This window comes from Staphylococcus sp. ZWU0021 (genome assembly GCF_000798895.1).
Taxonomy (GTDB): domain Bacteria; phylum Bacillota; class Bacilli; order Staphylococcales; family Staphylococcaceae; genus Staphylococcus; species Staphylococcus saprophyticus.
Genome location: NZ_JTLN01000015.1, coordinates 1 through 25,166 on the forward strand (window position 1 = coordinate 1; position 25,166 = coordinate 25,166).

The 25,166-nt window shown below is 32.2% G+C and carries 27 protein-coding genes, 2 tRNA genes and 1 riboswitch; of the genes, 3 read left to right on the top strand and 26 right to left on the bottom strand.

The annotated features are described in order from the left end of the window. Window positions 1–66: 66 nt before the first annotated feature. The 18 genes from L987_RS04080 to L987_RS04165 form a co-directional block, all read right to left on the bottom strand. Window positions 67–140, bottom strand: a tRNA-Gly gene (locus L987_RS04080). A 25-nt stretch (window positions 141–165) separates the two neighbouring features. Beyond that, window positions 166–248: transfer RNA gene (locus tag L987_RS04085), tRNA-Leu, on the bottom strand. A gap of 373 nt (window positions 249–621) precedes the next feature. Next, on the bottom strand, window positions 622–1,071 hold the full coding sequence (locus L987_RS04090) for a SprT family protein (protein WP_047503176.1): 450 nt from the start codon (window positions 1,069–1,071) through the stop codon (window positions 622–624). Next, window positions 1,064–3,214 (bottom strand): Tex family protein, encoded by a 2,151-nt coding sequence (locus tag L987_RS04095; protein ID WP_047503178.1) that lies wholly within the window; start codon window positions 3,212–3,214, stop codon window positions 1,064–1,066. Before L987_RS04095 ends, L987_RS04090 begins: the two co-directional genes overlap by 8 nt. Before the next feature lie 148 nt (window positions 3,215–3,362). After that, window positions 3,363–4,133 carry an RNA polymerase sigma factor SigB gene (sigB, locus tag L987_RS04100; RefSeq protein WP_002482756.1) on the bottom strand — a complete coding sequence of 257 codons (771 nt, stop codon included), beginning with the start codon at window positions 4,131–4,133 and terminating at the stop codon, window positions 3,363–3,365. Beyond that, window positions 4,108–4,590: an anti-sigma B factor RsbW gene (gene rsbW / locus L987_RS04105; RefSeq protein ID WP_002482755.1), complete on the bottom strand. Its 483-nt coding sequence runs from the start codon at window positions 4,588–4,590 to the stop codon at window positions 4,108–4,110. The genes sigB and rsbW overlap by 26 nt, the downstream gene beginning before the upstream one ends. A gap of 1 nt (window position 4,591) precedes the next feature. Then, window positions 4,592–4,918, bottom strand: a complete 327-nt coding sequence (locus L987_RS04110) for an anti-sigma factor antagonist (RefSeq protein ID WP_011302705.1) — start codon at window positions 4,916–4,918, stop codon at window positions 4,592–4,594. A 78-nt stretch (window positions 4,919–4,996) separates the two neighbouring features. Beyond that, a complete protein-coding gene (locus tag L987_RS04115) occupies window positions 4,997–6,040 on the bottom strand; it encodes a SpoIIE family protein phosphatase (RefSeq protein ID WP_206170445.1) in 1,044 nt (347 codons plus the stop codon). A 294-nt stretch (window positions 6,041–6,334) separates the two neighbouring features. Continuing rightward, on the bottom strand, window positions 6,335–6,697 hold the full coding sequence (locus L987_RS04120; RefSeq protein ID WP_002482752.1) for a type II toxin-antitoxin system PemK/MazF family toxin: 363 nt from the start codon (window positions 6,695–6,697) through the stop codon (window positions 6,335–6,337). Further along, complete coding sequence (gene mazE / locus L987_RS04125; protein ID WP_037538046.1) at window positions 6,694–6,864, bottom strand: type II toxin-antitoxin system antitoxin MazE; 171 nt, start codon at window positions 6,862–6,864, stop codon at window positions 6,694–6,696. The genes L987_RS04120 and mazE overlap by 4 nt, the downstream gene beginning before the upstream one ends. Window positions 6,865–6,951: 87 nt before the next feature. Continuing rightward, window positions 6,952–8,100: an alanine racemase gene (gene alr, locus L987_RS04130; RefSeq protein ID WP_047503183.1), complete on the bottom strand. Its 1,149-nt coding sequence runs from the start codon at window positions 8,098–8,100 to the stop codon at window positions 6,952–6,954. 115 nt (window positions 8,101–8,215) lie between these two features. After that, a complete protein-coding gene (acpS, locus tag L987_RS04135) occupies window positions 8,216–8,566 on the bottom strand; it encodes a holo-ACP synthase (RefSeq protein ID WP_002482750.1) in 351 nt (116 codons plus the stop codon). 63 nt (window positions 8,567–8,629) lie between these two features. Then, on the bottom strand, window positions 8,630–9,130 hold the full coding sequence (locus L987_RS04140) for a PH domain-containing protein (protein WP_047503185.1): 501 nt from the start codon (window positions 9,128–9,130) through the stop codon (window positions 8,630–8,632). Next, window positions 9,123–10,661 carry a PH domain-containing protein gene (locus L987_RS04145; protein WP_047503187.1) on the bottom strand — a complete coding sequence of 513 codons (1,539 nt, stop codon included), beginning with the start codon at window positions 10,659–10,661 and terminating at the stop codon, window positions 9,123–9,125. Before L987_RS04145 ends, L987_RS04140 begins: the two co-directional genes overlap by 8 nt. Further along, on the bottom strand, window positions 10,654–11,133 hold the full coding sequence (locus L987_RS04150; RefSeq protein ID WP_011302698.1) for a PH domain-containing protein: 480 nt from the start codon (window positions 11,131–11,133) through the stop codon (window positions 10,654–10,656). The genes L987_RS04145 and L987_RS04150 overlap by 8 nt, the downstream gene beginning before the upstream one ends. Before the next feature lie 202 nt (window positions 11,134–11,335). Beyond that, complete coding sequence (cshA, locus tag L987_RS04155; RefSeq protein ID WP_011302697.1) at window positions 11,336–12,856, bottom strand: degradosome RNA helicase CshA; 1,521 nt, start codon at window positions 12,854–12,856, stop codon at window positions 11,336–11,338. A 625-nt stretch (window positions 12,857–13,481) separates the two neighbouring features. Continuing rightward, window positions 13,482–14,837, bottom strand: a complete 1,356-nt coding sequence (locus tag L987_RS04160; RefSeq protein ID WP_047503189.1) for a UDP-N-acetylmuramoyl-tripeptide--D-alanyl-D-alanine ligase — start codon at window positions 14,835–14,837, stop codon at window positions 13,482–13,484. 12 nt (window positions 14,838–14,849) lie between these two features. Next, entirely contained in the window at window positions 14,850–15,920 is a 1,071-nt protein-coding gene (locus L987_RS04165; RefSeq protein WP_011302695.1) for a D-alanine--D-alanine ligase, read from the bottom strand. A 248-nt stretch (window positions 15,921–16,168) separates the two neighbouring features. Here L987_RS04165 and L987_RS04170 point away from each other — a divergent pair, with 248 nt between their 5' ends. After that, window positions 16,169–17,374: an FtsW/RodA/SpoVE family cell cycle protein gene (locus L987_RS04170; RefSeq protein WP_011302694.1), complete on the top strand. Its 1,206-nt coding sequence runs from the start codon at window positions 16,169–16,171 to the stop codon at window positions 17,372–17,374. Window positions 17,375–17,666: 292 nt separating this feature from the next. On the opposite strand, the gene L987_RS13675 is transcribed toward L987_RS04170, so the two are convergent. From L987_RS13675 to csoR, 3 genes are all read right to left on the bottom strand, one after another. Then, the gene (locus L987_RS13675; protein WP_002482742.1) at window positions 17,667–17,807 is read right to left on the bottom strand and encodes an Lmo0850 family protein; all 141 of its coding nucleotides are present in this window, start codon (window positions 17,805–17,807) and stop codon (window positions 17,667–17,669) included. A 212-nt stretch (window positions 17,808–18,019) separates the two neighbouring features. Next, window positions 18,020–18,226: a putative copper chaperone CsoZ gene (csoZ, locus tag L987_RS04175; RefSeq protein ID WP_002482741.1), complete on the bottom strand. Its 207-nt coding sequence runs from the start codon at window positions 18,224–18,226 to the stop codon at window positions 18,020–18,022. A 14-nt stretch (window positions 18,227–18,240) separates the two neighbouring features. After that, window positions 18,241–18,534 (bottom strand): copper-sensing transcriptional repressor CsoR, encoded by a 294-nt coding sequence (csoR, locus tag L987_RS04180; protein ID WP_002482740.1) that lies wholly within the window; start codon window positions 18,532–18,534, stop codon window positions 18,241–18,243. A gap of 142 nt (window positions 18,535–18,676) precedes the next feature. Between csoR and cls the strand changes: the two genes are divergently transcribed. Both cls and L987_RS04190 read left to right on the top strand, forming a co-directional pair. Beyond that, window positions 18,677–20,161, top strand: a complete 1,485-nt coding sequence (gene cls / locus L987_RS04185; RefSeq protein WP_011302692.1) for a cardiolipin synthase — start codon at window positions 18,677–18,679, stop codon at window positions 20,159–20,161. Window positions 20,162–20,229: 68 nt separating this feature from the next. Then, a complete protein-coding gene (locus L987_RS04190) occupies window positions 20,230–20,904 on the top strand; it encodes an HD domain-containing protein (RefSeq protein WP_052190953.1) in 675 nt (224 codons plus the stop codon). Between the two features lie 81 nt (window positions 20,905–20,985). On the opposite strand, the gene yidC is transcribed toward L987_RS04190, so the two are convergent. From yidC to tenA, 5 genes are all read right to left on the bottom strand, one after another. After that, window positions 20,986–21,855 carry a membrane protein insertase YidC gene (gene yidC / locus L987_RS04195; RefSeq protein ID WP_011302690.1) on the bottom strand — a complete coding sequence of 290 codons (870 nt, stop codon included), beginning with the start codon at window positions 21,853–21,855 and terminating at the stop codon, window positions 20,986–20,988. Window positions 21,856–21,942: 87 nt separating this feature from the next. Further along, the gene (thiE, locus tag L987_RS04200) at window positions 21,943–22,581 is read right to left on the bottom strand and encodes a thiamine phosphate synthase (protein WP_011302689.1); all 639 of its coding nucleotides are present in this window, start codon (window positions 22,579–22,581) and stop codon (window positions 21,943–21,945) included. Continuing rightward, window positions 22,581–23,372, bottom strand: a complete 792-nt coding sequence (gene thiM, locus L987_RS04205; RefSeq protein ID WP_047503196.1) for a hydroxyethylthiazole kinase — start codon at window positions 23,370–23,372, stop codon at window positions 22,581–22,583. The genes thiE and thiM overlap by 1 nt, the downstream gene beginning before the upstream one ends. Continuing rightward, window positions 23,365–24,186 (bottom strand): bifunctional hydroxymethylpyrimidine kinase/phosphomethylpyrimidine kinase, encoded by an 822-nt coding sequence (gene thiD, locus L987_RS04210; protein ID WP_047503192.1) that lies wholly within the window; start codon window positions 24,184–24,186, stop codon window positions 23,365–23,367. The genes thiM and thiD overlap by 8 nt, the downstream gene beginning before the upstream one ends. Then, window positions 24,179–24,868, bottom strand: a complete 690-nt coding sequence (gene tenA / locus L987_RS04215) for a thiaminase II (RefSeq protein ID WP_047503194.1) — start codon at window positions 24,866–24,868, stop codon at window positions 24,179–24,181. Before tenA ends, thiD begins: the two co-directional genes overlap by 8 nt. A 77-nt stretch (window positions 24,869–24,945) precedes the next feature. After that, window positions 24,946–25,044: riboswitch (TPP riboswitch) on the bottom strand. Window positions 25,045–25,166: the final 122 nt, after the last annotated feature.

Genomic DNA, 25,166 nt, shown 5'->3' on the forward strand with positions numbered 1-25,166 from the left:
ATGTTGTGTTCGGAATTAACGTTGACATATTGCAATTCAGTTTTCAATGTTCATTTAAATTTCTATTGGAGCGGGTGATGGGAATCGAACCCACAACATCAGCTTGGAAGGCTGAGGTTTTGCCATTAAACTACACCCGCATATTTATTCATTAAAGGTATTTGATGCGGCCGAGAGGATTTGAACCTCCACGGGAATACTCCCACTAGGCCCTCAACCTAGCGCGTCTGCCGTTCCGCCACGGCCGCTTAGCAAAACGGTTAATTTGTTTCTCGTTCATTAAGTAACAAATAATATTGTAATATATTCTTAATCATTTGTCAACAACTTTTTAAATTGTATTTAACAAAATTAATGTTTCCTTAACCAAAGTTGCTATTAATTTCGCAACGTTTAATATCATATAATATATTTCGCTCATCGTCAATGAATAAACAAAACTAAAAAGAGTAAATTAACAAGATTAATTAATTAAACTTTCTAATTTGGTGAAAGTACACACAAAATACTCTATTTTTTCCTTAATCATTGCTAAAAATCTTCCATAAAATACATTCTATATATAAATAATGAACGCCTATCGACTAAATTATCGATAGGCGTTCATTATTTATAAGTATATTAGTTGTTTAATTCTTTCAGTTTTCCATTACATTTTCCACAAACCATTTTATTTGTATCGACTTTTCTTATTCTTGGAAATCTAGACACACATTTTTGACATTGATATATATAATTAACTCGATCTTCATATTTTTCAATTGCAGAACAAAATCTAGGTGCACCTGTTTGTTGGCACAGACGTTTAAAATCTTTATCTTTATGTTGGTATCCTTTCTTCTGTAAGTGCAAATGATAATGACATAATTCGTGCTTAATAATATCAATGATAGCTGATTCACCAAACTTAGCAAATTGCTTTTCATTCACTTCTATATTGTGTGAACTTAATAAATAGCGACCACCAGTCGTTCTTAAACGCTTATTGAAATATGCTTTATGTTTAAATGGCATTTTAAAATACTTTAACGAGATTGTCTCTGTTAATTTTTGTAATGCACTGTTATCCATTTGGATCAATCATTGTTAATGATACTTTACCTTTTTTATCATCAATATCTAATATCCATACATCTACAATATCACCAACACTTACAATATCCATTGGGTTTTTAACAAACTTCTTAGCAAGCTTTGATACGTGTACGAGTCCATCTTGTTTTACCCCAATATCTACAAATGCACCAAAATCAACCACGTTCCTTACAGTCCCACTAAGTTTCATGTTTTTAGTTAAGTCTTCAATAGATAGTACATCAGATTTTAAAATAGGAGTTTCGAATTCATCTCTTGGATCTCTATTAGGTGCAATCAATGAGTTAATAATATCTTCAAGTGTCGGTTGACCAATATTTAACTTTTCTGCCATTGCCACAATATCAATTTTGTTCAAGGCAAGTTTAAGTTTTTCCGTTCCTAAATCATGTGTAGTCATTTCAATTTCAGTTAATAATTGATTTGCTACATTATAACTTTCTGGATGAATCGAAGTATTGTCTAAGGGTTCTTTACCACCTACGATTCTCATAAATCCAATACTTTGTTCAAATGTTTTCGCACCTAATCTTTTAACTTTAGCAATTTCTTTATTATGCGTTATAGCACCATTCTCTTCTCTATAATCTATAATATTTTGTGCAATTGTGGGCGTTAAACCTGATACATATTGTAGTAATGAACGTGAAGCAGTATTCACATCAACCCCCACTTGGTTAACCGCAGTTTCAACAACAAATGACAATGCACCTTCTAATGACTTTTGGTTAACATCATGTTGATATTGACCAACGCCGATAGATTTTGGATCTATTTTCACTAATTCACTCAATGGATCTTGTACTCTTCTACCTATCGAAACAGCACTACGCTCCTCAACTTGAAAATCTGGGAATTCATTTCTTGCCACTTCCGATGCAGAGTATACAGATGCCCCCGCTTCATTAACAATGATAAATTGAACGTTTAATTGGTGTTCTTGTATCATTGAAGCAACAAATTGTTCAGTTTCACGGCTCGCTGTACCATTACCGATAGCTATTAATTCGACATCATATGTTTTAACGAAGTCCACAAATATTTTTTCAGCATCTTCTTTTTTATTTACTGGAGGATGAGGATACATGACTCCTTTAGCTACAAATGTACCAAATGGATTAATGACTGTAAGTTTACAACCTGTTCTAAAAGCGGGATCAATACCAAGTATTTGCTTTCCTTTCATAGGTGGTTGTAATAACAAGTTTCTCAAATTTTCACTAAATACATCGATTGCATGATTTTCAGCTTTTTCAGTTAAATCACTTCTTATTTCTCTTTCGATCGATGGCATGATTAATCTTTTCAAACTATCTTTAATAGCATCTATAATGACATAGGTACCATTATGTTCAGATGATATTTCTTTGCTTCTAATAAAATTTTCTATCCCTTGTATATCCATTTCTATTTTAACTGATAAAACCTTTTCTTTTTCACCACGATTAACTGCAAGCACTCGATGATTGGCGATTTTTTTAATCGGTTCGGTATAATCATAATACATAGAAAAAATTTCTTTCTCATCTTCTGCATGCTTTTTCTTTTGCGTTATAATATTGCCCTGTTGAAATGTATCTTTAAGTATTTTACTTCTATATATAGGTTTATCTGAAACAATTTCTGCAATGATATCTTGAGCGCCTTTGATTGCATCTTCTACACTTGTGACTTCATCGTTAATAAATTGTTGTGCTTTCGTTTCAACAGATGTGTCTATATTTGTTTGTTGTAACCATTGCGCAAATGGCTCTAATCCTTTTCGTTTTGCCTCAGTTGCTCTTGTTTTCTTTTTCTGTTTGAACGGTCTGTATAAATCTTCTACTCTTTGTAATTTTGTTTGTTTTAAAATATCACTTTTCAAATCCGAAGTTAATAAGCCTTGTTCTTCGATATTATTAATAACTTCTTCTTTTCTCTTCTGTAGATTTACCATATATTGATATTCATCATCAATTTGTTTAATTTCTACTTCATCCAAACCACCTGTTTGCTCTTTTCTATAACGAGCTATAAAGGGTACTGTATTTTTATCTTCTAATAAAGATAAAACAGCATTAATTTGCTTGGTTGTGAAGCTATATTTATCTCTGATTGATTGAATTAAATTACTATCCATGAAATCCTCCGCTTATCATTATGTAATATTATTTTGTTAATAAATACATTTTAACATATCTGTATCACATGACTCTCTCAGAATCATCAATACAATTAAAAAAGCAGATTCCATAAAATTCGAAATCTGCCTTGTCTATATATTCAATTTATTTATTTGCTGCTTCCTGTAATTTCTTAATCGCTGTTCTCTGCAATCTTGATACATGCATTTGACTTAAGCCAATTCGTTCTCCTGTTTCTTTTTGGCTTAAACCTTCAATAAAAGTACATTGAATAATTTGTCTTTCTCGTTCTGAAAGTATTGGAAGTATTTTTTCCAATATCATCCTTTTTTCTGTTAAATCATAATTATCATCTTGTTGACCCATGATATCTAGTAAAGTTACAGTCGAACCGTCTTTATCTGCTTCAATAGAATGATCTACGCTCAACGCATTGTAGCTTTGACCCATTTCCATTGCTTCAAGCACATCTTCTTCATTCACTTCTAATCGATCTGCAATTTCAGTAATAGAAGGTGAACGTTCGAGTTCATTTGTTAATTCATCTGTAACTTTCTTAATTCGTGGTCCAATTTCTTTGATTCTTCTAGGTACATGAACACTCCATGTTTTATCACGCAAATAGCGTTTAATCTCACCAATCACAGTTGGTACTAAAAAGGCTTCAAACTTTCTATCAAAGGACAAGTCAAATCGATTGATTGCACCGATTAAACCAACCATACCAACCTGAACGAGGTCTTCGTGATGAGATTGACCTTTAGAATATTTATATGCCAAGGATTCGATTAACTTTCTATAATGTCTTACAAGTTGATCTTGTGCATCTGTATTTTCATTGTTTTGATGCTGCATAATCCATTGGTTTATTTGTTCAGGTGATACATCATTAACTGATTTCGACTCTCTCGCCATTATTTCGCACCTGCTCTTTTTTAATATACTTTATCATACTGATTGTCACACCTGATTGTTTATCAACTGTAACCTCATCCATTAAAGATTCAATTAAAAACAGACCCAAACCGCCTTCTCTAAGGAAGTCTATGTTTTCATTTTCTTTATATGGTCCTAATTTTGCTTTTGTTTCTTCATAATCGAAACTATCACCTTGATCAGAAATAATAATTTTAATTTTATCATCGAAGATTTCGAAGCAAAGATTAATCATCCCCACTTGATTGTAATCATCTTTATAAGCGTGTTTCACTGCATTAGTCACTGCTTCGCTGACAGCAATTTTAGCATCTTCTATATCATCATATGACGCACCTGCTCTTGAAAATACGCCGGATAATGTCAAACGAATTAAACTTACATATTCTGCGGATGCTGGTAAACGCATTTCTATATAATCTTGTTTAAATTGCATGTTATTCGACCTCCGTTCCTTCATTAACATGCATCAAATCTTTTAATCCAGTTATATCAAAAAGACGACTTATTCGATCTGAAACACCTAATATATATAATTCTTTATCGTTTTGGTTTAATGCTTTTAATGTACCTACAAATAAACCTAATCCTGTTGAATCCATGTAACTCACATTTTCTAAATTCACATAGATATCGTGTGTTCCCTCTTGTCTCATTGGAACTAAGACTTCTTCTAATTCAGGAACTGTATATACATCCAGTTCACCGCCAACTTTCACCTCATAATGTGAATCATGAGTTACAGTCTCAATATTAAGCTTCATAACATTACACTCCTAATTATAGTCTCATTAATAACTTTTATACCCTTAAATTTAAATTTTAAATCTAAACACTAAAAACTAATTTACTCTTTTAATGATTAATATCGTTAAATCATCTCTTTTATCTGGGTTTTGTATTTTTAATATGGCTTCATATAATAATTGCACAATATCTTGAGGGTGCATATGTTTATATTTATGAATCATATCTAATAAATGTTGTTTGTCTAAAAAGTCGCCCGCTTCATTTCTGACTTCAGTTACGCCATCTGTAAAAATAATAACTAAATCATCTAAATAAATAGGTATTTCTTGTTGCTTATAACGTGTTTGTTGACTCACACCAAGTACTCTTCCTCGAACTCCCATTTCCTCAAATGTTTCTGTTTCAGCTCGATAAATATAACCTGGTTCATGGCCTGCAGAACTACAATATAATAAATGATTTAATTCTTCATATAAGCCATAAAACATTGTTACGAACATATTTTGATTCACATTTTTTTCAACAACTCGGTTCAGTCGTTTTAAACCATCACTTGGTAATTGTGAATGACCATATGAATCCATTCCAAATTTAATCATACTCATAGCTAATGCAGCTGGGATACCTTTGCCAATGACATCCGCAACAGCGAAACTCATCGTGCCATCTTTATGATCAATTAAGTTAAAATAATCACCGCTTACTTTTTGCGCTGCAACTGAAATGACACCGATTTGTATACTATCAAATTGAGGTATATCTGTTTTTAACATGGTTTGCTGCAGACGTGAAGCTAAATCTATTTCTTTATCGTGATACTGTAATCTGTCCACTAATTGTTTATAGTCTCTATAACTATAACCAAATCCTTTAACAATTTCTTTTAACACATTAAAGGTTTTCAAAATTTGTGCTTCACTTAAATTTTGACCTTTTATATAATCTTTATGTATTTGAACGATATCTTCGGGCAAAATATCTTTTTTTATAACTTCTTCAGTAAAACCTTCACACTTCTTTATTAAATCGCTTGTATCAATCGTGTGTAAGCTTTCATCAATTAGCGCTTTATATTGATTTTTGAATTCTTTCACGCAGTAATTCCTCCTCAAAATGCAAATATAAATCGCATACATTGAATGCAACATATTCAAATGTTCTGTATGTATGTCAATCGCTCCATTGAATAAAACAACTTTAATTGTTAAATATTCATGCATCTTTTATTAAATGTACTTTAGATACTTAAAAAAGCTTTAGGAAACCCTAAAGCTTTTAAATTAGACATCTTATTCAAAGGTCACAACCATTTATTAAAAGCAATCTTGGTTAAAATTGATTAATTCATTAATAAATGATTATTGCATGTTATAGAGAATCAATGTCTATAATTCACTATTTTATTAACTTATTAGCTAAACCTTTGAAAATCAGGATTTGTGACTCCTAATAGTATGTAATCCTAAACTAATATCAATGGCATTATTAACTTCTTTCATTTTTTTATCAGAAAGATAAGTTAATTTTTCTTTCAGCCTATTTTTATCTAAAGTTCTAATCTGCTCTAGCAATATAACAGAATCTTTATCTAATTTATATTTACTTTTTTCTATTTCTACATGTGTAGGTATTTTAGCTTTATTTATCCTACCAGTAATTGCGGCTACAATTACGGTAGGACTATATTTATTACCAGTATCGTTTTGTATAATTACGACAGGTCTTATTCCCCCTTGTTCAGACCCCTGGACTGGTGATAAATCAGCTAAATAAACGTCACCACGTCTCATCATTCATTATTATTCTTGGAGCTAATATATACTTCGTTGCAATCACAAGCTTCACATTCAAACGGAAATGCTTCTGCTGCGAGGGAGAGGTTCAAATCAGCCATTTGAGAATAGCCTTCTTTTAAAAGTTGTTCTATACTATGAATTCTACTTTGGTTGAAACTTGCCATGAATAAAGACCTCCATGTAACTATAATATAAATCTTCGAGATTGGTTGTTAGATACATGATAACAAATTTTACAAACAGTGACTATACTATTTTAGTAATTCATTGCGAATTTCTAGGTCTTTAGAACTATGGTAAACACGTGGTAGTCTTCTACTCAAGCGACATAACACTTCATAATTTATGGTTTGTTGATGATGCGCCAGCGCTTCGGCTGATTGTGGGGTATCGCTGTGATGATCCATTATGATTACTTTATCCCCAACTTGAATCTCATCAGGAATTTTAATAATTGTTTGATCCATGCACACTTTTCCTATGACTTCACATTGTTTGCCATTCACATTCACTGAGAAACCTTTCATCATTCTAGGATAACCATCCGCATAACCTACTGGAATGACACCAATTTTAGTTATTTCGTCAGCCGTATATACACTACCATAACTGACTGATTCACCTGCATGAAGTAATTTCGTCTGTACAATTTCACTTATCCACTGTGCACTTGGTTTTAAATGCACTTTCACATTTGATTTAACATAAGCGGATGGATAATAGCCATATAGGGAAATACCTACTCTAACTGCGTTACAAAATTGTGTGTCTTTCATCAAAGCACCAGCAGAATTTTGTGAATGTATATAATCTGGTTTATCGGCTTGTCCAACGATTTCTTCAAACATTGTTTGTTGGCGGTTCATTGAGTCGCCAGGTTCATCTGCACATGCGAAATGCGTAAATACACCTTCAAATATTAAATGGCTATGGCCATTAATAAGCTCTATGACTTCTTTGTATTCTTCTGCTGTCTTCATACCTAATCTACCCATACCCGTGTCTAATTTTACGTGTATCCATAAATCTTTTTCATTTGATTCTGGAATTTCTTTCACGGCTTCTACTAGCCATGATTTTGATGGTACAGTGATTGCAACACGATGTTGAATCGCTTTATTAATATGCTCCGTTGGAATAACGCCTAAAACTAAAATCTTAGCATCAATGCCATGCATACGTAATTCAATCGCTTCATCCAAAGTTGCTACAGCAAAAAACTCAGCACCATTATCCATGAGCTGTCTTGCTACCTTAATACTTCCAAGGCCATAACCATTTGCTTTCACTACTGGCATAACCGTCTTATTTGGATGTAATTTTTGAAAGACTTGAAAATTTGCAACGATTGCATTTAAATCTACATTGACGTAAGTCGATCTATAATACTTATCAGACATAAAGCACGTACCTCCTATATCAGTTCATAACCTGTGTAATAAATATATTATCTTAATTTTATAACAATACAGATAATATATCCAAATTTAATAAACTGAAATCACCTAAATTAATTTAAACCTCTAAAATAACCTGACTCATTGCATAGTGTTCTGTATGCGAAATACTCACATGTACTTTGTACCCCTCATAATGTATGCAAGGCTTACCATCTTCATCATTAACACAATCAATATCCGTGAAAGATACTGTTTTTCCTAAACCACTACCTAAAGCTTTACTAAACGCTTCTTTCGTTGCAAATCGACCAGCTAAAAATTCCATTTTTCGTTGTTCATTATTAAATTGATTAAACTTATGTTGTTCATTTATTGTTAAAATGCGATCAACCAGTTTCGATTGACGTTTATAAAGATTCTTTATTCTACTTATTTCAATTAAATCGACACCTATACCGTGTATCATTTCCGTCTCCTACCTCCCATATAACGTCTTTATACTAACGCTATCTTGTTATATGGCTTTCGTTTAATGATTTGTGTTTTCTATAGCACTATCTTGATTCACTTGTTTTATAGTTTGTTTTAACTTAGCGGCTACCTCTTTATTGACCAGTTTAATTTCAGTATTTCCTCCAGCTGTAGACAATGTTAAACTTGCTAACTGATATTTTCTCATTAAAATACCTTCGTGTGTGTCAACGTTTTGTATTCTGAATAAAGGCATCTTCACAACTTTTACAAACCACAAACCATTTCTAACCGTTATCGTGTGATCTTCTAGATTATATTTAAATATTTTATAACGATATTTGGGTATAATAACCAATTCGACAATAATATACAGCAATATGATTACTGCACCGATAATTAAAATCCATTTCATTGTTTCTTGTGCAAACCACTCGAGCCACAAATGATTTACTAAATAAAACGCTACTAATAAAACACATAATATCACAGTAACAATTGACGCTGCTATGCGCATGACTGTTTTACCAGATGCGTGCATATACTGATAATTACTCATTTTGTTCACCTCTCAAATACCATGATTGTAAGGATTTAACTCGTTGATATGCATTGAATTTCAACCCAATATGTTCATTACCAGCAGCTTTTGCAATAATAAAATTAAAATTACCTAAGTCACTATTAATTAAAAATGGGGTACGTCGTACTTCTAGTCCTAATATTTTATCTTGTTTGAAATAAGTATTTTTAAATCCAAATAAAGTGACATTACGTACTACAAGTTCATCTTCAACTAATTTCATACCAGAAAATTTAGTCACAAGGTAACTACGCACAATAAAAATTAATATAATAACTCCTGCAATTAAAAAGGCCCATGCCGCCCAAAAATAATTAATTACCGCAGCTACCATGATAAGTAACAAAGCTTGTTTCCAAAAATGGCGATGAAAACCTCTCCACGGCATACCTACTGTTGCTTTTTCAAACGTCATATTCGGCATTAAAGTTTTAATAATTTCAAATGCTTTTTTACGCTTAATGAAAGGAAGTATCATCACATTGCCATCTAAGGATACGTCATCTTTATCCATATCATTCATATCACTTGTTATTACAAAATGAATGGATGTATACCCAAACAATTTTCTAAGAAATGATTGCTTTTCAACGACAGCCTGTACCCTATCTGTGGGAACGGTAATATTTTTAACATTAAATAGTCCATACTTAATATTTAATTGATTACCATGCTTCGTCACCGTGTAATTAAAGTTGCGTACAATAACAATTAATGTCCCGATGATATAACTCGCAATGGCAATGGTCGCAACCATCATTAAGACAATGACAAAAATTGCTTGTGAAATTTGTGAGAACTCATCAGTTATCCAATCCCATGGAATAACGTCTGACAATCCCCCAATTATCGGAGAAAGTGCAGCGAAGGCAACACCAATGGCTCCACTCGTTAATGCCATAAATAACAATTCTTTAAAATTCAATTTATATAAAAACTTAACTTCATCTTTAGCATTTGTTTCATTTGTCGTTACATTGATATCATCGTTCGTCAATTCTGAATCATCGATCTCTTGTGTAGATACAGGATCTACTGCTTGTGCTTCGCTAGTAGATAGTTCATGTTGCTTTTCCTTTAAAGTTTGTTGTATCCATTCGCTCTGTTTTTTAGAAACAGTATCCAAATCAATTCCATCACTTGGGGTTTTAATCTGTAATTTAACACCGCCAACGATTTGATTTATGATGCCTTGCGTTGTATCAAGTGTTTGGATACGTCGTATATTGAGCTCTTTTCTTTCTTTGGTAAAAATACCTGTAGCAAGTACAAAGTGGTCATTTTCAATCCAATATCTTGTGTTATATACTTTTAAAACCTGAGCTATGAATGAAAAAAGAAATAATATGGTTACAATACCTGGGAAAATATAAGCATAAATATTAGTGAAATCAAAATCACGAATATTAAACACTAGAAAAATAATGATTAAAACGATATTTTGTTTGATTGCTTCGATCACACCCGTTATATATGAAATTGGATGTAATTTTTGAGGACTATACATCATAATCAGCTCCTCTCAAATAATCAAGACTTATCGCTTCAAATGTTTCTGCATCTTTAATGCTAAGTAATGGGAATGTTGCATGATGACCAGCAGTCACTAATGATGCTTTAGCTAAACCTAACCTTTTCAGTATTGGATTATATTTACGTTCTATATATTGCATACGTTCTAATTTTACGAATTTTTGTGATTTGAAGAAAAAATCATATTTAACTTCTATATCATTTTCACCAATTCGATAATATGTATAATGGTACTTAATCCAAGGTCCAAATGCAGCATAAACTATATCTATTAAGATAAGAAAAATGAATATATAAATTAAAAAGTGCCACCAATTAAAATGGCTCCATAAGAATATTAATACCATCATAACGATCAAATGCACTATAAATTCTAGTCCTTCTATTAAATAATAATATTTTATAGCTTCTTTTGGACTTTTTTTAAAGAGCTGGTCGTTTGTCATAAATACACTCCTTCATTAAGATTTCCCCCATTATAACACAGGGTATAGTGCGCATTCATCCTCACTTCAAAATATGTATCAACACAATTAAAATATTAAAGTATTTTATTCTTTCATTCCCATCTAAACTCCATTTAACATAAAAAAATCACCCCAAATAAATGGAGTGATTAAACCTAAATTTCATATATGATAAATCGTTTTATTTTTTATGGTCTGCAAACGTGCGACCTTTCATTGATTTCTTGTTATTGTTTCTGTCAGAAGAAGGTCTATCATTTTTCTTCTTATTGTTGAATCCGCCTTTACCTGAACGACGGTTCTTGTTATCAAACTTGCCGCCACCACGTTTATGGTTACCGCCACGTTTTGGTCCACCTTTACCTTGACGACCTTTACCGCGAGATAATGGTTTTTCAAATGTTAATTGAACATCAACTTCGTCGTTTGATTCGACTAGCTCTTGTAATAATGACGCGATTAAATCCACATCATTATATTCACCAAGTAACTCTGTAGCAATACGTTGTAATCTTGGTTCATTGTCTCTTGACATCCAGTTTTGTACTTTACCTTTAATATCGTTTTCACGTGCTTTTAACACTTCTTTACGATGAGGCGGTCTTAAAGCTGTCATTTGGCGTTTGTTTGCTTGTTCAATTTGACGAATATAATCCATCTCAATTGGATTTACAAATGTGATTGCAACACCTTTTTTACCAGCACGACCAGTACGACCAATTCTGTGCGTATAACTTTCAGTATCTTGAGGGATATCAAAGTTGTATACGTGACTTACACCTGAAATATCAAGTCCTCTTGCCGCAACATCTGTTGCAACTAAAATATCTAATTGATCATTTTTGAATTTTTTCAATACTTCTAAACGTTTAGCTTGAGTGATATCACCATGTAATCCTTCAGCTTTGTATCCTTTTGAGATTAACGCGCTTGTTAATTCATCAACACGACGTTTTGTACGTCCGAATACGATAGCTAATTCTGGTTGGTGTACATCTAAGAAACTTGTAAAAGTATCAAATTTCTCTAATTCTTTTACGATAGTATAATATTCTTCAATTTGTGGATCTGACATTTCATTATTCATCGTTTTAACGATAACTGGTGATTTCATGAATTGTTGAACCAATGTTTGAATTGCTTTAGGCATAGTAGCTGAGAACAACATTGTTTGACGTTGTTCAGCTGGAATTTTGTCCATGATGAATTTCATATCATCAATGAATCCCATATTCATCATTTCATCCGCTTCATCTAGGATAAGCGTATGAATATCATTCGTTTTTAATGTACGACGGTTTAAATGGTCAATTACACGACCTGGTGTACCTACTACGATTTGTGGACCTTTTTTAAGTGCTTTAATTTGACGGTCGATTGGCATACCACCAAATACAGTAACAACTTGAATATTTTGTCCTTTAGCGAATGCTTTTAATGATTCAGCAACTTGCATTGCTAACTCTCTTGTTGGTGCAAGGATTAATGATTGTACACCTTCTTGGTCTGCCACTTTTTCAATTAATGGAATACCAAACGCACCTGTTTTACCTGTACCTGTTTGCGCTTGACCAAGAACATCTTTGCCTTCTAAGGCAAGAGGGATACTCTCTTTTTGAATAGGAGTGGCCTCATTGAACCCCATGGATTGTAGGGTTTCTGCCATCTTATCTGAGATCCCTAATTCTTTAAAATTTTGCAATATAATTCTCCTTTATTTATCTGTATTTCTATACATATATGTTCACTTAAGTTTCTTCAACTTCTTTATAGTACCACCTCAAGTGCATAATCGCAATAAACCAAATTAGAATAAATTGAGTGAATCTCTCGTAATCATCACGTTTTCTCAGCTTATAAACGCCGAAATACATAGGTTGTAAGCGTTTAATTTTATTTTTTCATATTACTTTTTACTTTCTGAAAAAAATTTGTTAATTTATTTATTCTGTTAATGATTAAATTATTCCACTTAATTATTATGACTTAAGCATTTTTATAAAATGATATTATGAAGTATGATTCATAAACCAAACTATTTTCCATACAAATCTTTTAGCCTATGCAAATTTTAAAGAAAATAATAATTAAGCATGACATTTTAATAAAATGAAATTTTTGATTCACCTTATCTTAGTAAAATAATAACTGATTAATATAAAAGCACTTAGTTTCATAAAATATCATTTTATATTTAAAACTGTCTACCGCATTATTCAGTTGATTTGGTCATTATCTCATATAATAAAGAACCCAAGACGATTGTACGTCCCGGGTTCTTTGAGCTCAATAATATATTGATTCCATATTTATGGTAGTTAATCGTTTTAAATTAACGCTTCCACCACTTCTTCTAATTTCATTCCTCTTGATCCTTTGACTAATACTTTGTCATTCGCTTGAACATAACCTTTTAATGAACGAATAAGGTCTGCTTTTTCTTTAAAAGCTTCAGACTTTTTAACGAAAGCTTTACCAGTATGACTAATGTGAGCCGCCTCATTACCAAGCGTAAATAATGCGTCAATATCTTTGTCTTCAAAATATAGTCCTACAGCTTCATGCATGATTTGACTATCAGGACCTAATTCTAATACATCGCCAAGGACAATAATTTTTCTACCTTCCATGCCAGAAAGTGTGTCTATGGCCGCTTTCATACTCGTTGGACTTGCATTATAAGCATCATTAATGACAAGTATTTCATCTTTTGTATGATGTTGTTCCATTCTCATGCCAGTAAGCACGACATTTTTCAAATTATTGAAAATAGTTTGGTATGTTAAATTTAATCTCTTACCTACTACAATAGCAATCGTAGCATTTTTCATATTATGTTCACCTAAGATAGGAAGTTCATAATGTTCATCATGATTAATTGTGAATGCAATACCATGATCTTTGATTGTTTCAATAGTACTTACCAGCGTATTATCAGAATTTTTACCAAAACTTACTAAATCAGCATTTTGTATTTCGTTAGCATACGGTTCTAGTAATGGTTCGTCACCGTCATAGATAAATAAGCCTCCTGGTTTTAAACCAAGTGTAATTTCTGATTTAGCTTTAGCAATACCTTCTCTTGACCCTAAATCTTGCATATGAGACTCACCAATATTAGTGATTATGGCAATATCGGGTTGAGCTAATTTAGATAATAATTCAATTTCGTGGAAACCTGACATGCCCATTTCAAGAATGGAAATTTCAGTATCAATATCTAATTGTAAAATGGTTAATGGCATACCTATTTCATTATTATAGTTTCCTTGCGTCTTTTTAACTTTAAATTGTGGTTTCAAGACACTTTCAATCATATCTTTCGTTGTTGTTTTACCATTAGAACCAGTAACTGCAATGACTTGTGGATTGACAAATTCTAAATATGCTTTTGCTAAATGTTGTAAAGCTTCTAATGTGTCATCGACCCATATAATAGGTCCATCAATATTTTCGTCTAACGGTTCACCTTTTTGATAAAATGCAGCACCTGCACCATCTTTAAGTGCTTGTGCTACATATTTATGGCCATCTACATGTTCGCCTTTAAATGGAATAAATAAATTTTGATTGTGAATGTCACGTGAATCAATAGAAACACCTTTAATACCATGATCCATAAATTCATTTTCTATTTCACATGGAATCCATGTTTTAATTTGTTCTAACGTTACCTCTATCATAATTTATTCGCCTCAGTCAATTTTGTATTTATTTTGTTTTTTATCTTCATGTTTTTCTTTAGCTAACTCAATTAATTTCTTAATTAAATCAGAGTAACTCACACCCATATTTTCCCATAAGCTTGGGTACATGCTAAATGCAGTGAATCCAGGCATCGCATTAGTTTCATTTATAAAAATTTGATTATCGTCTGTTACAAAGAAATCAGCTCGTAGTAACCCTGCACAGTCTGTTGCTTTAAAAGCTTCAACAGCCATATTTCTTAACGTCATTTGAACCTCTTCGTCTAAGTCAGCTGGAATATCTAATTTTATTTTTCCGTCTTTATATTTTGCCTTATAGTCATAGAAAGCCACTTCTTTGATAACTTCTCCAGGCCATGTCGTTTCTGGATAGTCATTTCCCAATACAGCAACTTCAATTTCACGCGCTTCAATACCCTGTTCGATAACTAACTTGCGGTCAAATTGGAAAGCTTCTTCTATACCGTTTTTAAGCTCTTCTTCATTATTACATTTACTAATACCTACACTAGATCCTAGGTTAGCTGGTTTTACAAATACTGGATATTCTAATTTATCATGTACTAATTTTAAGATGTTACCTTCATATTTGTGATACTCACTTCTTAAAAAGCTAACATAGGGTAATTGTGGTAAACCTCTATGCGCAAAGAGTTGCTTCATTACCAATTTATCCATTGAACTTGAGGCAGCTAAAACGCCATTACCAACATACGGTATATCTAAAACTTCAAATAAACCTTGGATTGTGCCATCTTCACCATTAGGCCCATGTAATAATGGAAATACTGCACTATATGCATTTCCTGTACTTCCTTGACTTAATAATTTTGAAATTTCACCCGCTTCAACATCTATTAAGCGTAATGAGTCGATATCGTTAATCGTATCTACAATGTTTTCTTTCTTTTTCCAAGCACCATCATTTGTTATGTAAATAATGTCAATTTGATACTGTTCCTTATCAATTGCGTTCAAGACATTTTGTGCTGTTAATATTGAAACATCGTGTTCTGCACTTTTTCCTCCGTATACGATACATACATTTTCTTTAGCCATTTTTTAGCCTCCATATACAATTCTCAAACTACATCATATCACGATTTAATATTTTTTTGCATTTGTTAAGTGGTATAAAAAGCATTTATTTTTTGTTCTCTTTTATCATTCGCAAAGACATATCATAAAACTTCATATTTATAATTTTTTAAATCGACACCCTACTTCTAGCAAAATATGTTAAAGTTCGGTAAAATCTATATATAATACTAAAGATAGAGAAATCTAGCTGTTTAAAGGAGTAAGAAATGAGTACTTCACGTCAATTAAAAAATAATCATTGGATACGGCGGATTGACTGGGTTTTAATAGGCATCCTCGTATTATTAGCATTCGTAAGCGTCACGATTATCAATTCAGCTATGGGTGGCGGCCAATATAGCGCTAACTTTAGCATCAGACAAATTTTATATTATGTTTTGGGCGGTGCCATTGCATTACTCATTATGCTGGTTTCACCTAAAAAGCTCATGAAATATACATATTTATTATATTTTATCTTATGTATTGGACTGTTCATATTAATTATTATCCCTGAAACACCAATCACACCAATTATTAATGGTGCTAAAAGCTGGTATAAACTAGGGCCTATCAGTGTACAGCCTTCAGAATTTATGAAGATTGTGTTGATACTAGCACTCGCAAAATTGATTTCTAGACATAATCAATTCACGTTCAATAAATCATTAGAAACCGATTTTAAATTATTACTAAAAATTGTAGGTATTTCGATTGTACCTATGGGATTAATTTTATTACAAAATGACCTTGGTACTACACTAGTTATTTGCGCTATTATTGCTGGTGTCATGATTGTTAGTGGTATTTCATGGAAAATATTAGCACCGCTTTTTATTGCGGGTATCGTAATAGGTTCAACTTTAATATTGTCTATTATTTATAAACCTTCACTTATAGAAAACACATTGGGAATTAAAACATATCAACTAGGTAGAATTAATTCTTGGTTAGATCCTTATACGTACAGTAGTGGTGATGGTTACCATTTAACAGAATCCCTTAAAGCAATCGGTTCTGGTCAGCTATTTGGTAAAGGATTTAATCACGGTGAAGTATACATCCCAGAAAATCATACCGATTTTATTTTTTCAGTTATTGGTGAAGAATTTGGTTTTATTGGCTCAGTAATTCTAATATTAATTTTCTTAGCCTTTATATTCCATCTCGTACGCTTAGCAACTAAAATTGAATTACCTTTTAGTAAATTATTCATAATTGGATATGCTTCACTCATTTTATTCCACGTATTACAAAATATTGGAATGACTGTCCAATTACTACCTATCACTGGTATTCCACTACCATTTATTAGTTATGGCGGTAGTTCATTATGGAGTCTCATGTGTGGTATTGGTGTACTTTTATCTATTTACTATCATCAGCCCAAACAATACTCTGGTGATAAACAACAATTACGTACAACAGAATAATGTATGATGACCTGTCATACTAAAAAAGCTGGGACATCGATGTCCCAGCTTTTTATATGTATACTATATAATTAAACAAATTAATCTATATCCTATGCGTTTTAAACATTTATAAAAGTTTATACTACACTTACACTAATATCTTACCCTTAAAAATTATTTTAATTTTTAAATGTGTATCATTATCTAATGTACCTTATACATTGGCTTTGACCTTTTTTATAAACTATTATAAGGCAAAATAAAAAGTGACCAGAACAATGGGCTCTAATCACTTGATTGGGTAACTTGACTATTTCAATTCGTTAGCGGCTTTCACAGTCGTTGGTAAAGTGTGCATAACTTCTAATCTTGATTTGGTTTTCTTTATGTTTACCCCTAATGATGATAATAGTTTAACTACATTTTGAATTTTTTCGTTATCCTTACTCATATCATCACTCCTAATCTATTGCTTCTATTACATATTACCCTATTTAAATGTAAAATACCACATTATATTCAATTTTTTTATTTTAATTCAAAAAAACAGAGTTTTTAATGTGAAATTTCACTAATTATAAACTATCCTTTGTAATGTTATATATAAAGAATTAATTCATTACATTTTATATAGTCCTACAATATATATACCCTTTAGATAGATTAATAAATTATTTTATAACCTAAATCGTACACTTCTTTTTCTAAATTATTCAAATTTGCAGGCGTTTCAAAATCTACAAAGATTGCGCCTTCTTCTATATCTATACTAACTTTAAACACACCATAAAGTTTCATTAATCTTTCTTCAATTTGTAATTTTTGCTTCTCATTATAAAGTTCAGCAATATAAATAACTTTTGATTGCATATGTTTCACCTTACTTAATCCTTCATCAATTTTTGAAAAGTTACAAGTAGTTCTTCCATCGCTTCTTGTTCATGACCCTGTTCAACTTTATCCATAATACAACTTTTCATATGATGATCTAATAATTTAGTAGCGACACTATTTAATGCGGATCGCGTAGCTCTTATTTGTGTAAGCACATCGTCACAGTACACATCTTCCTCTACCATACGATTTATGGCTTTAACTTGACCTTCGATTCTATTAAGTCTTGATTTTAAATTTGCTTTTATTTCTTCTGAATGATGCGCTTTTTGTATTTCAGTCATTTCTCAAACGCCTCCTATTCTATACCCATCATATAATATACCCCTGTTAGGTATTAGTCAAGTGATAAAACATGTTCTCCATGTTACAATAGTGGAGACTTTTACATTATTTAATTACTGTGCTATTTGTTGGAGGTTTAATATGATAGATATCTTTTCAATTATGTTTAATCACACGAACGTCATCATTAATATTATATTAATTGGCGCGTTTATATTAAACCTAATCTTTGCTTTTACAATTATTTTTATGGAACGTAGATCTGCTGGTTCAATTTGGGCATGGCTACTAGTACTTGTGCTGATACCAATTTTAGGATTTATCATTTACTTATTCATTGGCAGACAAATTCAGCGGGACCATATATTTTCCTTAAATGATGAAGATAAAATTGGCATTGAAATGATTGTTAATGAGCAATTAGAAGCTTTAAAAAATGATGATTTTTCAAAAGGCAATCATCAAATTGTGAAATTTAAAGATATGGTACAAATGTTGTTATACAATAATGCTGCGTTCTTAACAACAGATAATGAAATTAGTATCTATACAGATGGCAAAGAAAAATTTGATGCACTGCTAAATGATATTAATAATGCAACAGACTATATTCATATCCAATATTATATATTTAGAAATGATAATCTCGGGAAAAAGATACTATCTGCACTTGAGCAGAAACTCGAAGAAGGCATTGAAGTGAAAATGCTATACGACGATATGGGGTCTAGGGGTTTATCTCTAAAACATTTTAAGAACTTTAGAAAAAAAGGTGGCCATGTTGAAGCATTTTTCCCTTCTAAATTGCCTTTAATTAATCTGAGAATGAATAATCGGAACCACCGTAAAATCGTGGTTATCGATGGTCATATTGGTTACGTAGGTGGATTCAATGTGGGTGATGAGTATTTAGGTCTTAAGAAAAAATTTGGTTACTGGAGAGACACACATCTAAGAATTGTTGGAGATGCTGTGAATGCCTTACAATTACGTTTTATGCTTGATTGGAATTCACAATCAACACGTGATCGCTTATCTTATGCTGAACGTTATTTCCCTGATGTTGATTCAGGTGGTACAACCGGTGTGCAAATCGCTTCAAGTGGTCCCGATGAAACCTGGGAACAAATTAAATACGGTTATTTAAAAATGATTGCTTCAGCAAAAAAATCTATTTATATTCAATCGCCCTATTTCATACCTGATCAAGCATTTCTTGATGCAGTCAAAATAGCTGCACTGGGTGGTGTTGACGTAAATATTATGATTCCAAACAAGCCTGATCACCCTTTTGTTTATTGGGCGACTTATAATAATGTAGCTTCCCTTTTAGATGCAGGTGTCAATATCTTCCATTATAACAATGGCTTCCTACATTCTAAGACACTCGTTATAGATGATGAAGTAGCAAGTGTAGGTACAACTAATATGGATCATCGTAGTTTCACATTAAATTTTGAAATTAATGCATTTATCTATGATACATACATCTCAAAAGCATTAAGATCCGCTTTTGAAAGTGATTTACATGTATCTTATCAATTAACAAAAGAAATTTATGAACAAAGAAGTTTATGGATTAAATTTAAAGAAGGTATTTCACGACTATTGTCACCGATTTTATAAAAAATCAGGTCTAACGTAACAATTTCCCTACTGTTGCTTAGACCTTTTATTTTATGAATTTATTTAATATGACTAAACTGAGAGGTGTAGCTAATTTGAAAGAAACTGAAATACTAAACCGTGCATATAATTACATGTGTGCATATCATAAAGATGACGCGACTGGCCATGATATTGCACATATTAATCGTGTATTGCGTTTAGCAACTTATATAGCTGAACAAGAACAATCGCAACACATGTTAACAATTCAACTAGCAAGTTTATTACATGACACTGTAGATAGTAAATTAACCAATCATAAAAAAGCGTTAACTAAGTTAAAAAGCTTTTTGAAAGACTTACAATTACCTAAAGAACAGCAACAACATATATTACATATAATTAAACATATAAGTTATAGACATGGTCAAAATAATGAAGTTTCATTAACACTTGAAGGACAAATTGTACGTGATGCAGATAGACTAGACGCAATAGGAGCGATTGGTATTGCACGCACTTTCCAATTTGCGGGTCATTTTAATGAACCCATGTGGGTTGAGCATTCAACAAAGCATATAACAGAGACGGATGACGCACATTATGATCAATGGTCGCCATCAGCAATCAAACATTTTTATGAAAAGCTTTTGAAATTAAAGTCATTAATGCATACAGAAACAGCAAAACAATTAGCAGCGCAAAGACATCAATATATGGAAAATTTTATCAATCAATTTTTCGAAGAATGGTATTTTTAGATAAAACATTGTAATCATACAAAAAAGCACAACCTACTGAGTAGATTGTGCTTTTTTAGTTCTTAAAAATAGTTTAACTTATTATTTCTTTTTATTTTTCTTAGAAACAACTTGCGTATTTTTACCTTTACCTGATGCTTCAGCTTTATTTTTCTCCATAGCTTCAATCATCGGTGCAACTTCTCTTTGTGCAAGTTTAGAGTAGTACATATTCGCTACTTGCGTTTGTACAATCAAGAATGCCGCACTGACTGACCAATATAGACCTAATGCTGAAACAGATGAGAATGAAATCCACACAATCATAATTGGTGAAATGACCATCATCATGTAACCCATTTGACGTTGTTCTGCTGGCATACTCTTACTTGATACGTATGCTTGTAAGAAGTATAAGATACCTGCAATAATTGTAATCCAAATGTCTGGTTTCGCTAGGTTAAACCATAAGAAATAAGGATGTTCTGTAAATCCACCGCTTGATGGATATTTCAATACGAAGAATAGTCCCATAATGATTGGCATTTGAATAAGGATTGGTAAACATCCTAACATGCTCTTCATCGGATTCATATCGTATTTTTTATAAACTTCCATCATTTCTGAGTTTGCTGCCATTTTTTCTTCTTGTGTACGCGAACGCTTAACCTTCTCTTGAATTGCATCAATATCCGGTTTTGCAACTTTCATTTTTTCACGCATCATATGACTATTTTTATAGTTTGATAACATGAATGGTAACAATACGATACGTATTACTAACACAAGTACTACGATTGCTAAACCATAGTCATTATTAAAACTAGTTCCCAACCAATGTATTACATTATCCATTGGCACATAAAACGTATTATAGAAGAAACCGTCTCTATTTTCAGGTTTAGAATAGTCACAGCCTGCTAAAAAGACCATTACACCTAATAATAAAGGTAGTAGTGCTTTCTTTTTCATTTTTCCACCTCTAATGATATATTCACATAGAATTTATTTTATCATACTCAAAGGGAAGTAGAAAACAAAAAAAGAAATATTTATACTTTATTCAACATTTTGTAAGAATTGACTAATTGTATTTGAAATATTTTCACTCTTTGTAATAGCTGAAATAATGGATATACCGTCTGCACCAGCTTGCATAACTTCCCTCGTATTTTCAACATTTATACCACCGATTGCTACGATTGGAAAATGATTAACATGCGCTCTTAATTTCGTTATCATTTCTGGCCCTACTGGTAAATTTGCATCATCTTTAGATGTCGTTGCGTACATTGGCCCAACGCCAATATAGTCCACATGTGCTAAATTAGATGTTTTATATTCATCTATATTACTAATGCTTAAACCAATAATTTTTCCTTTAAATTGTTCAGCAAATACTTTAACATCCATATCATCCTGACCAACATGAATCCCATCCGCACCAATCTTATTGGCTAAGGCAACATCATCATTAACGATAAATGGTACTGCATAATCATGACACAAAGCTAATAATTTCCGTGCTAAGTCCTCTTTTTCATCTCCAATTAATGCACCGTTACCTTTTTCTCTAAATTGGAACATGGTTATTCCAGATTCAAGTGCTTCAGTCACAACATCTATAATAGTTGTCTTACTTTCAATATCTTGCGTGCCACAAATAAAATACAGTTTCAAATTATTTTTATCAAACATTACTGCACCTCTTGTATATCACTTTGATTTGAATAATCATCATAAGTCACTTGATATAGTGCATCTAATAATAACGTCATAAATGTACCAGGACCTTTGTCTTCCGCAAGTTGCTCTGCCTTTTCCGCAGCGATATTATAAATTGAAGTGGCTTCAACTAACTGGCTGATTGAAGTTGTTTCATCTGTCGGTAAAAAACTAGCTATGACAGCACCTAATAAACAGCCTGCACCCGTTACTTTGGCCAACAAAGCCGATCCATTATTCAGTTGATATATTTGATTGTCTTGAATCACAACATCCTCTTTGCCAGTGATGATTATCGCACTATTTAATCGTTTATGCGCTTCTTTGGCAATTTCTATCGCATTTAAATTATCATCACTGTCCGTTCCTTTCATCTTAGCATCATTATTTATCAACGCTAAAATTTCAGATGCATTCCCTTTTATAACTGCTACATCTACAGTATTTAAAAAAGTTTTACAAAAATCCTTGCGATATTGGGATGCACCGACAGCAACTGGATCAAATACAATTGGCGTGCCTACTTCATTAGCTGTTTTAGCAATTTCTAAAATGTCCTGCTCTCTATCTTTAGTTAAAGTACCAATATTAATGAGCAGTGCATTAGCAGGTGTTAACATATCTATCGCTTCTTCAGGTGCTTGACTCATTGCTGGGCTTGCACCCAAACTTAAAAGTCCGTTTGCCGTAAAGTTCTTTACGACATCGTTTGTGTAACAAATAACGAGTGGATTATTCGTTCTTAAATTATTTAAACTATTCATCATCTAGACCTACCTTTTTCATATATGCAAAGTGATTTACAGGTCCTCTACCTTGACCAATTTCTGGCGTATATTTAATGCTTAATGAAATAAATTTTTTAGCTTTTTTCACTGCGTCATAAATCGTTCTACCTTTTGCCAGTTCAGCTGTAATTACTGCTGAAAAAGTACAACCTGTACCATGGGTATGCTGCGTATCATAACGAGGTTCTTCAAACGTATAGACCTCATCTTTAGTAAATAAATAATCTTTAGCAGTTTCTAAATCTTCAGCATGTCCGCCTTTAATAACAACACCCTTACTCCCAATTTCATTAATAAATATGTTGCCTGCTTTATATATCGCTGCCTCATTATCAATCTTTAATCCAGTTATTTCTTCAGCTTCTGGTAAGTTTGGAGTCGCTACTGTTGCATAGGGTAACAATATATTTTGTAAATCTGCTTTCGCGTCATCATCCATCAATGAATCACCACTTTTAGCTAACATAACTGGATCAATAACATATGGTATCTCAGGATATTTCACTAAGTATTCTTGAATTAATTGCATCATTTCCTTTGAAGCAATCATACCAGTTTTAATGGCATGTGGTAATTCGTCATCAAACACACTTGCCAGTTGTTCAGATAACCACTGTGGCTCAAGATTGTGAATATGTTGTACACCTTTAGTGTTTTGCGCAACAATGCTTGTAACAGCCGCCATACCATATACGCCACAAGCATGAAAAGATTTCAAATCTGCCATTACACCAGCACCTCCTGTTGGATCAGTACCAGCAATTGTCAATGCAATATTGGGTTTATTCATTTTTCATACCTCCATATGACCATGATTCTTCATTAAATGACATATTAAAAAAGTTTCTTTCATGTACTGTACTTTGTAAAAAGCATTGTTTTATCTCATTTTTTTCTTTTTCACTACAATGCTTCGTCAATTTATCCATTAAATTATCAAATACAATAACTAATTCATCCATTTCAGTACTATAAAATTCAAACCATTTAGCTAAAATAGAATCTTTATTTAATTCTTTATCCCTTAATGCTTCTTGAGCAATGACTTGATAAACATAAGGACAAGGTGCCATTGCAGCAATCGTATAAGCAGCATTTTCTTTAGCATACGCATTGAAATACATATGTTTAATATAATGATCGCCACTCGGTGGCCAAACTTTCTCTTGTACGATTTCATTATAACTTTCTTGGACATAATCTGCTAAAATTTCATGTGCTTCCACTTCACCATCTACTATAAATTGAATTTGTTCAACCAAAAATCGAACATCATTTAAGTTCCCCATTTTTGGAATTAACAGTGCGTATATATTCGCAAATTCATTTAAATAAGAAGCATCTGCTCTTAAATAGAATTTGGTTGCTTCAGTCGGTAAATTCCCATGTAACATACCTTGTATAAATGGATCGTGGTAGATTTGATTAATAATTGGTTTAGCTTCTTTTTTTAACTGTTCTGAAAATAACACAAAAATCCTCCTATAAATAAAAAAACTACATTCCCGACAGAAACGTAGTTAATTAATAGCGAGGATTTATACCCCAACTTTAGATTAAACTACTTTCCTACGTTGGTATTAACCAAATCAGGTTGTAAGGGTCTGAATTTAATCATCTCAGCCAACTGGCTCCCCTAGTAGCGTTTTTATATTTTATTTAATTAAAAGATAACAAAATACTGACAAATTTGCAAAATAACTGACTATAAAAAAAGCTGAGACATATATGTCTCAGCTTTAAATATTTATCTTAAGTTCATTACTACAC

Bases quoted from the DNA above. Each gene is read 5' to 3' on its own strand.
- L987_RS04090 (WP_047503176.1), bottom strand. From the start codon at position 1,071: ATGGATAACAGTGCATTACAAAAATTAACAGAGACAATCTCGTTAAAG.
- L987_RS04095 (WP_047503178.1), bottom strand. From the start codon at position 3,214: ATGGATAGTAATTTAATTCAATCAATCAGAGATAAATATAGCTTCACA.
- sigB (WP_002482756.1), bottom strand. From the start codon at position 4,133: ATGGCGAGAGAGTCGAAATCAGTTAATGATGTATCACCTGAACAAATA.
- rsbW (WP_002482755.1), bottom strand. From the start codon at position 4,590: ATGCAATTTAAACAAGATTATATAGAAATGCGTTTACCAGCATCCGCA.
- L987_RS04110 (WP_011302705.1), bottom strand. From the start codon at position 4,918: ATGAAGCTTAATATTGAGACTGTAACTCATGATTCACATTATGAGGTG.
- L987_RS04115 (WP_206170445.1), bottom strand. From the start codon at position 6,040: ATGTATGCGATTTATATTTGCATTTTGAGGAGGAATTACTGCGTGAAA.
- L987_RS04120 (WP_002482752.1), bottom strand. From the start codon at position 6,697: ATGATGAGACGTGGTGACGTTTATTTAGCTGATTTATCACCAGTCCAG.
- mazE (WP_037538046.1), bottom strand. From the start codon at position 6,864: ATGGCAAGTTTCAACCAAAGTAGAATTCATAGTATAGAACAACTTTTA.
- alr (WP_047503183.1), bottom strand. From the start codon at position 8,100: ATGTCTGATAAGTATTATAGATCGACTTACGTCAATGTAGATTTAAAT.
- acpS (WP_002482750.1), bottom strand. From the start codon at position 8,566: ATGATACACGGTATAGGTGTCGATTTAATTGAAATAAGTAGAATAAAG.
- L987_RS04140 (WP_047503185.1), bottom strand. From the start codon at position 9,130: ATGAGTAATTATCAGTATATGCACGCATCTGGTAAAACAGTCATGCGC.
- L987_RS04145 (WP_047503187.1), bottom strand. From the start codon at position 10,661: ATGTATAGTCCTCAAAAATTACATCCAATTTCATATATAACGGGTGTG.
- L987_RS04150 (WP_011302698.1), bottom strand. From the start codon at position 11,133: ATGACAAACGACCAGCTCTTTAAAAAAAGTCCAAAAGAAGCTATAAAA.
- L987_RS04160 (WP_047503189.1), bottom strand. From the start codon at position 14,837: ATGATAGAGGTAACGTTAGAACAAATTAAAACATGGATTCCATGTGAA.
- L987_RS04165 (WP_011302695.1), bottom strand. From the start codon at position 15,920: ATGGCTAAAGAAAATGTATGTATCGTATACGGAGGAAAAAGTGCAGAA.
- L987_RS04170 (WP_011302694.1), top strand. From the start codon at position 16,169: ATGAGTACTTCACGTCAATTAAAAAATAATCATTGGATACGGCGGATT.
- L987_RS13675 (WP_002482742.1), bottom strand. From the start codon at position 17,807: ATGAGTAAGGATAACGAAAAAATTCAAAATGTAGTTAAACTATTATCA.
- csoZ (WP_002482741.1), bottom strand. From the start codon at position 18,226: ATGCAATCAAAAGTTATTTATATTGCTGAACTTTATAATGAGAAGCAA.
- csoR (WP_002482740.1), bottom strand. From the start codon at position 18,534: ATGACTGAAATACAAAAAGCGCATCATTCAGAAGAAATAAAAGCAAAT.
- cls (WP_011302692.1), top strand. From the start codon at position 18,677: ATGATAGATATCTTTTCAATTATGTTTAATCACACGAACGTCATCATT.
- L987_RS04190 (WP_052190953.1), top strand. From the start codon at position 20,230: ATGACTAAACTGAGAGGTGTAGCTAATTTGAAAGAAACTGAAATACTA.
- yidC (WP_011302690.1), bottom strand. From the start codon at position 21,855: ATGAAAAAGAAAGCACTACTACCTTTATTATTAGGTGTAATGGTCTTT.
- thiE (WP_011302689.1), bottom strand. From the start codon at position 22,581: ATGTTTGATAAAAATAATTTGAAACTGTATTTTATTTGTGGCACGCAA.
- thiM (WP_047503196.1), bottom strand. From the start codon at position 23,372: ATGAATAGTTTAAATAATTTAAGAACGAATAATCCACTCGTTATTTGT.
- thiD (WP_047503192.1), bottom strand. From the start codon at position 24,186: ATGAATAAACCCAATATTGCATTGACAATTGCTGGTACTGATCCAACA.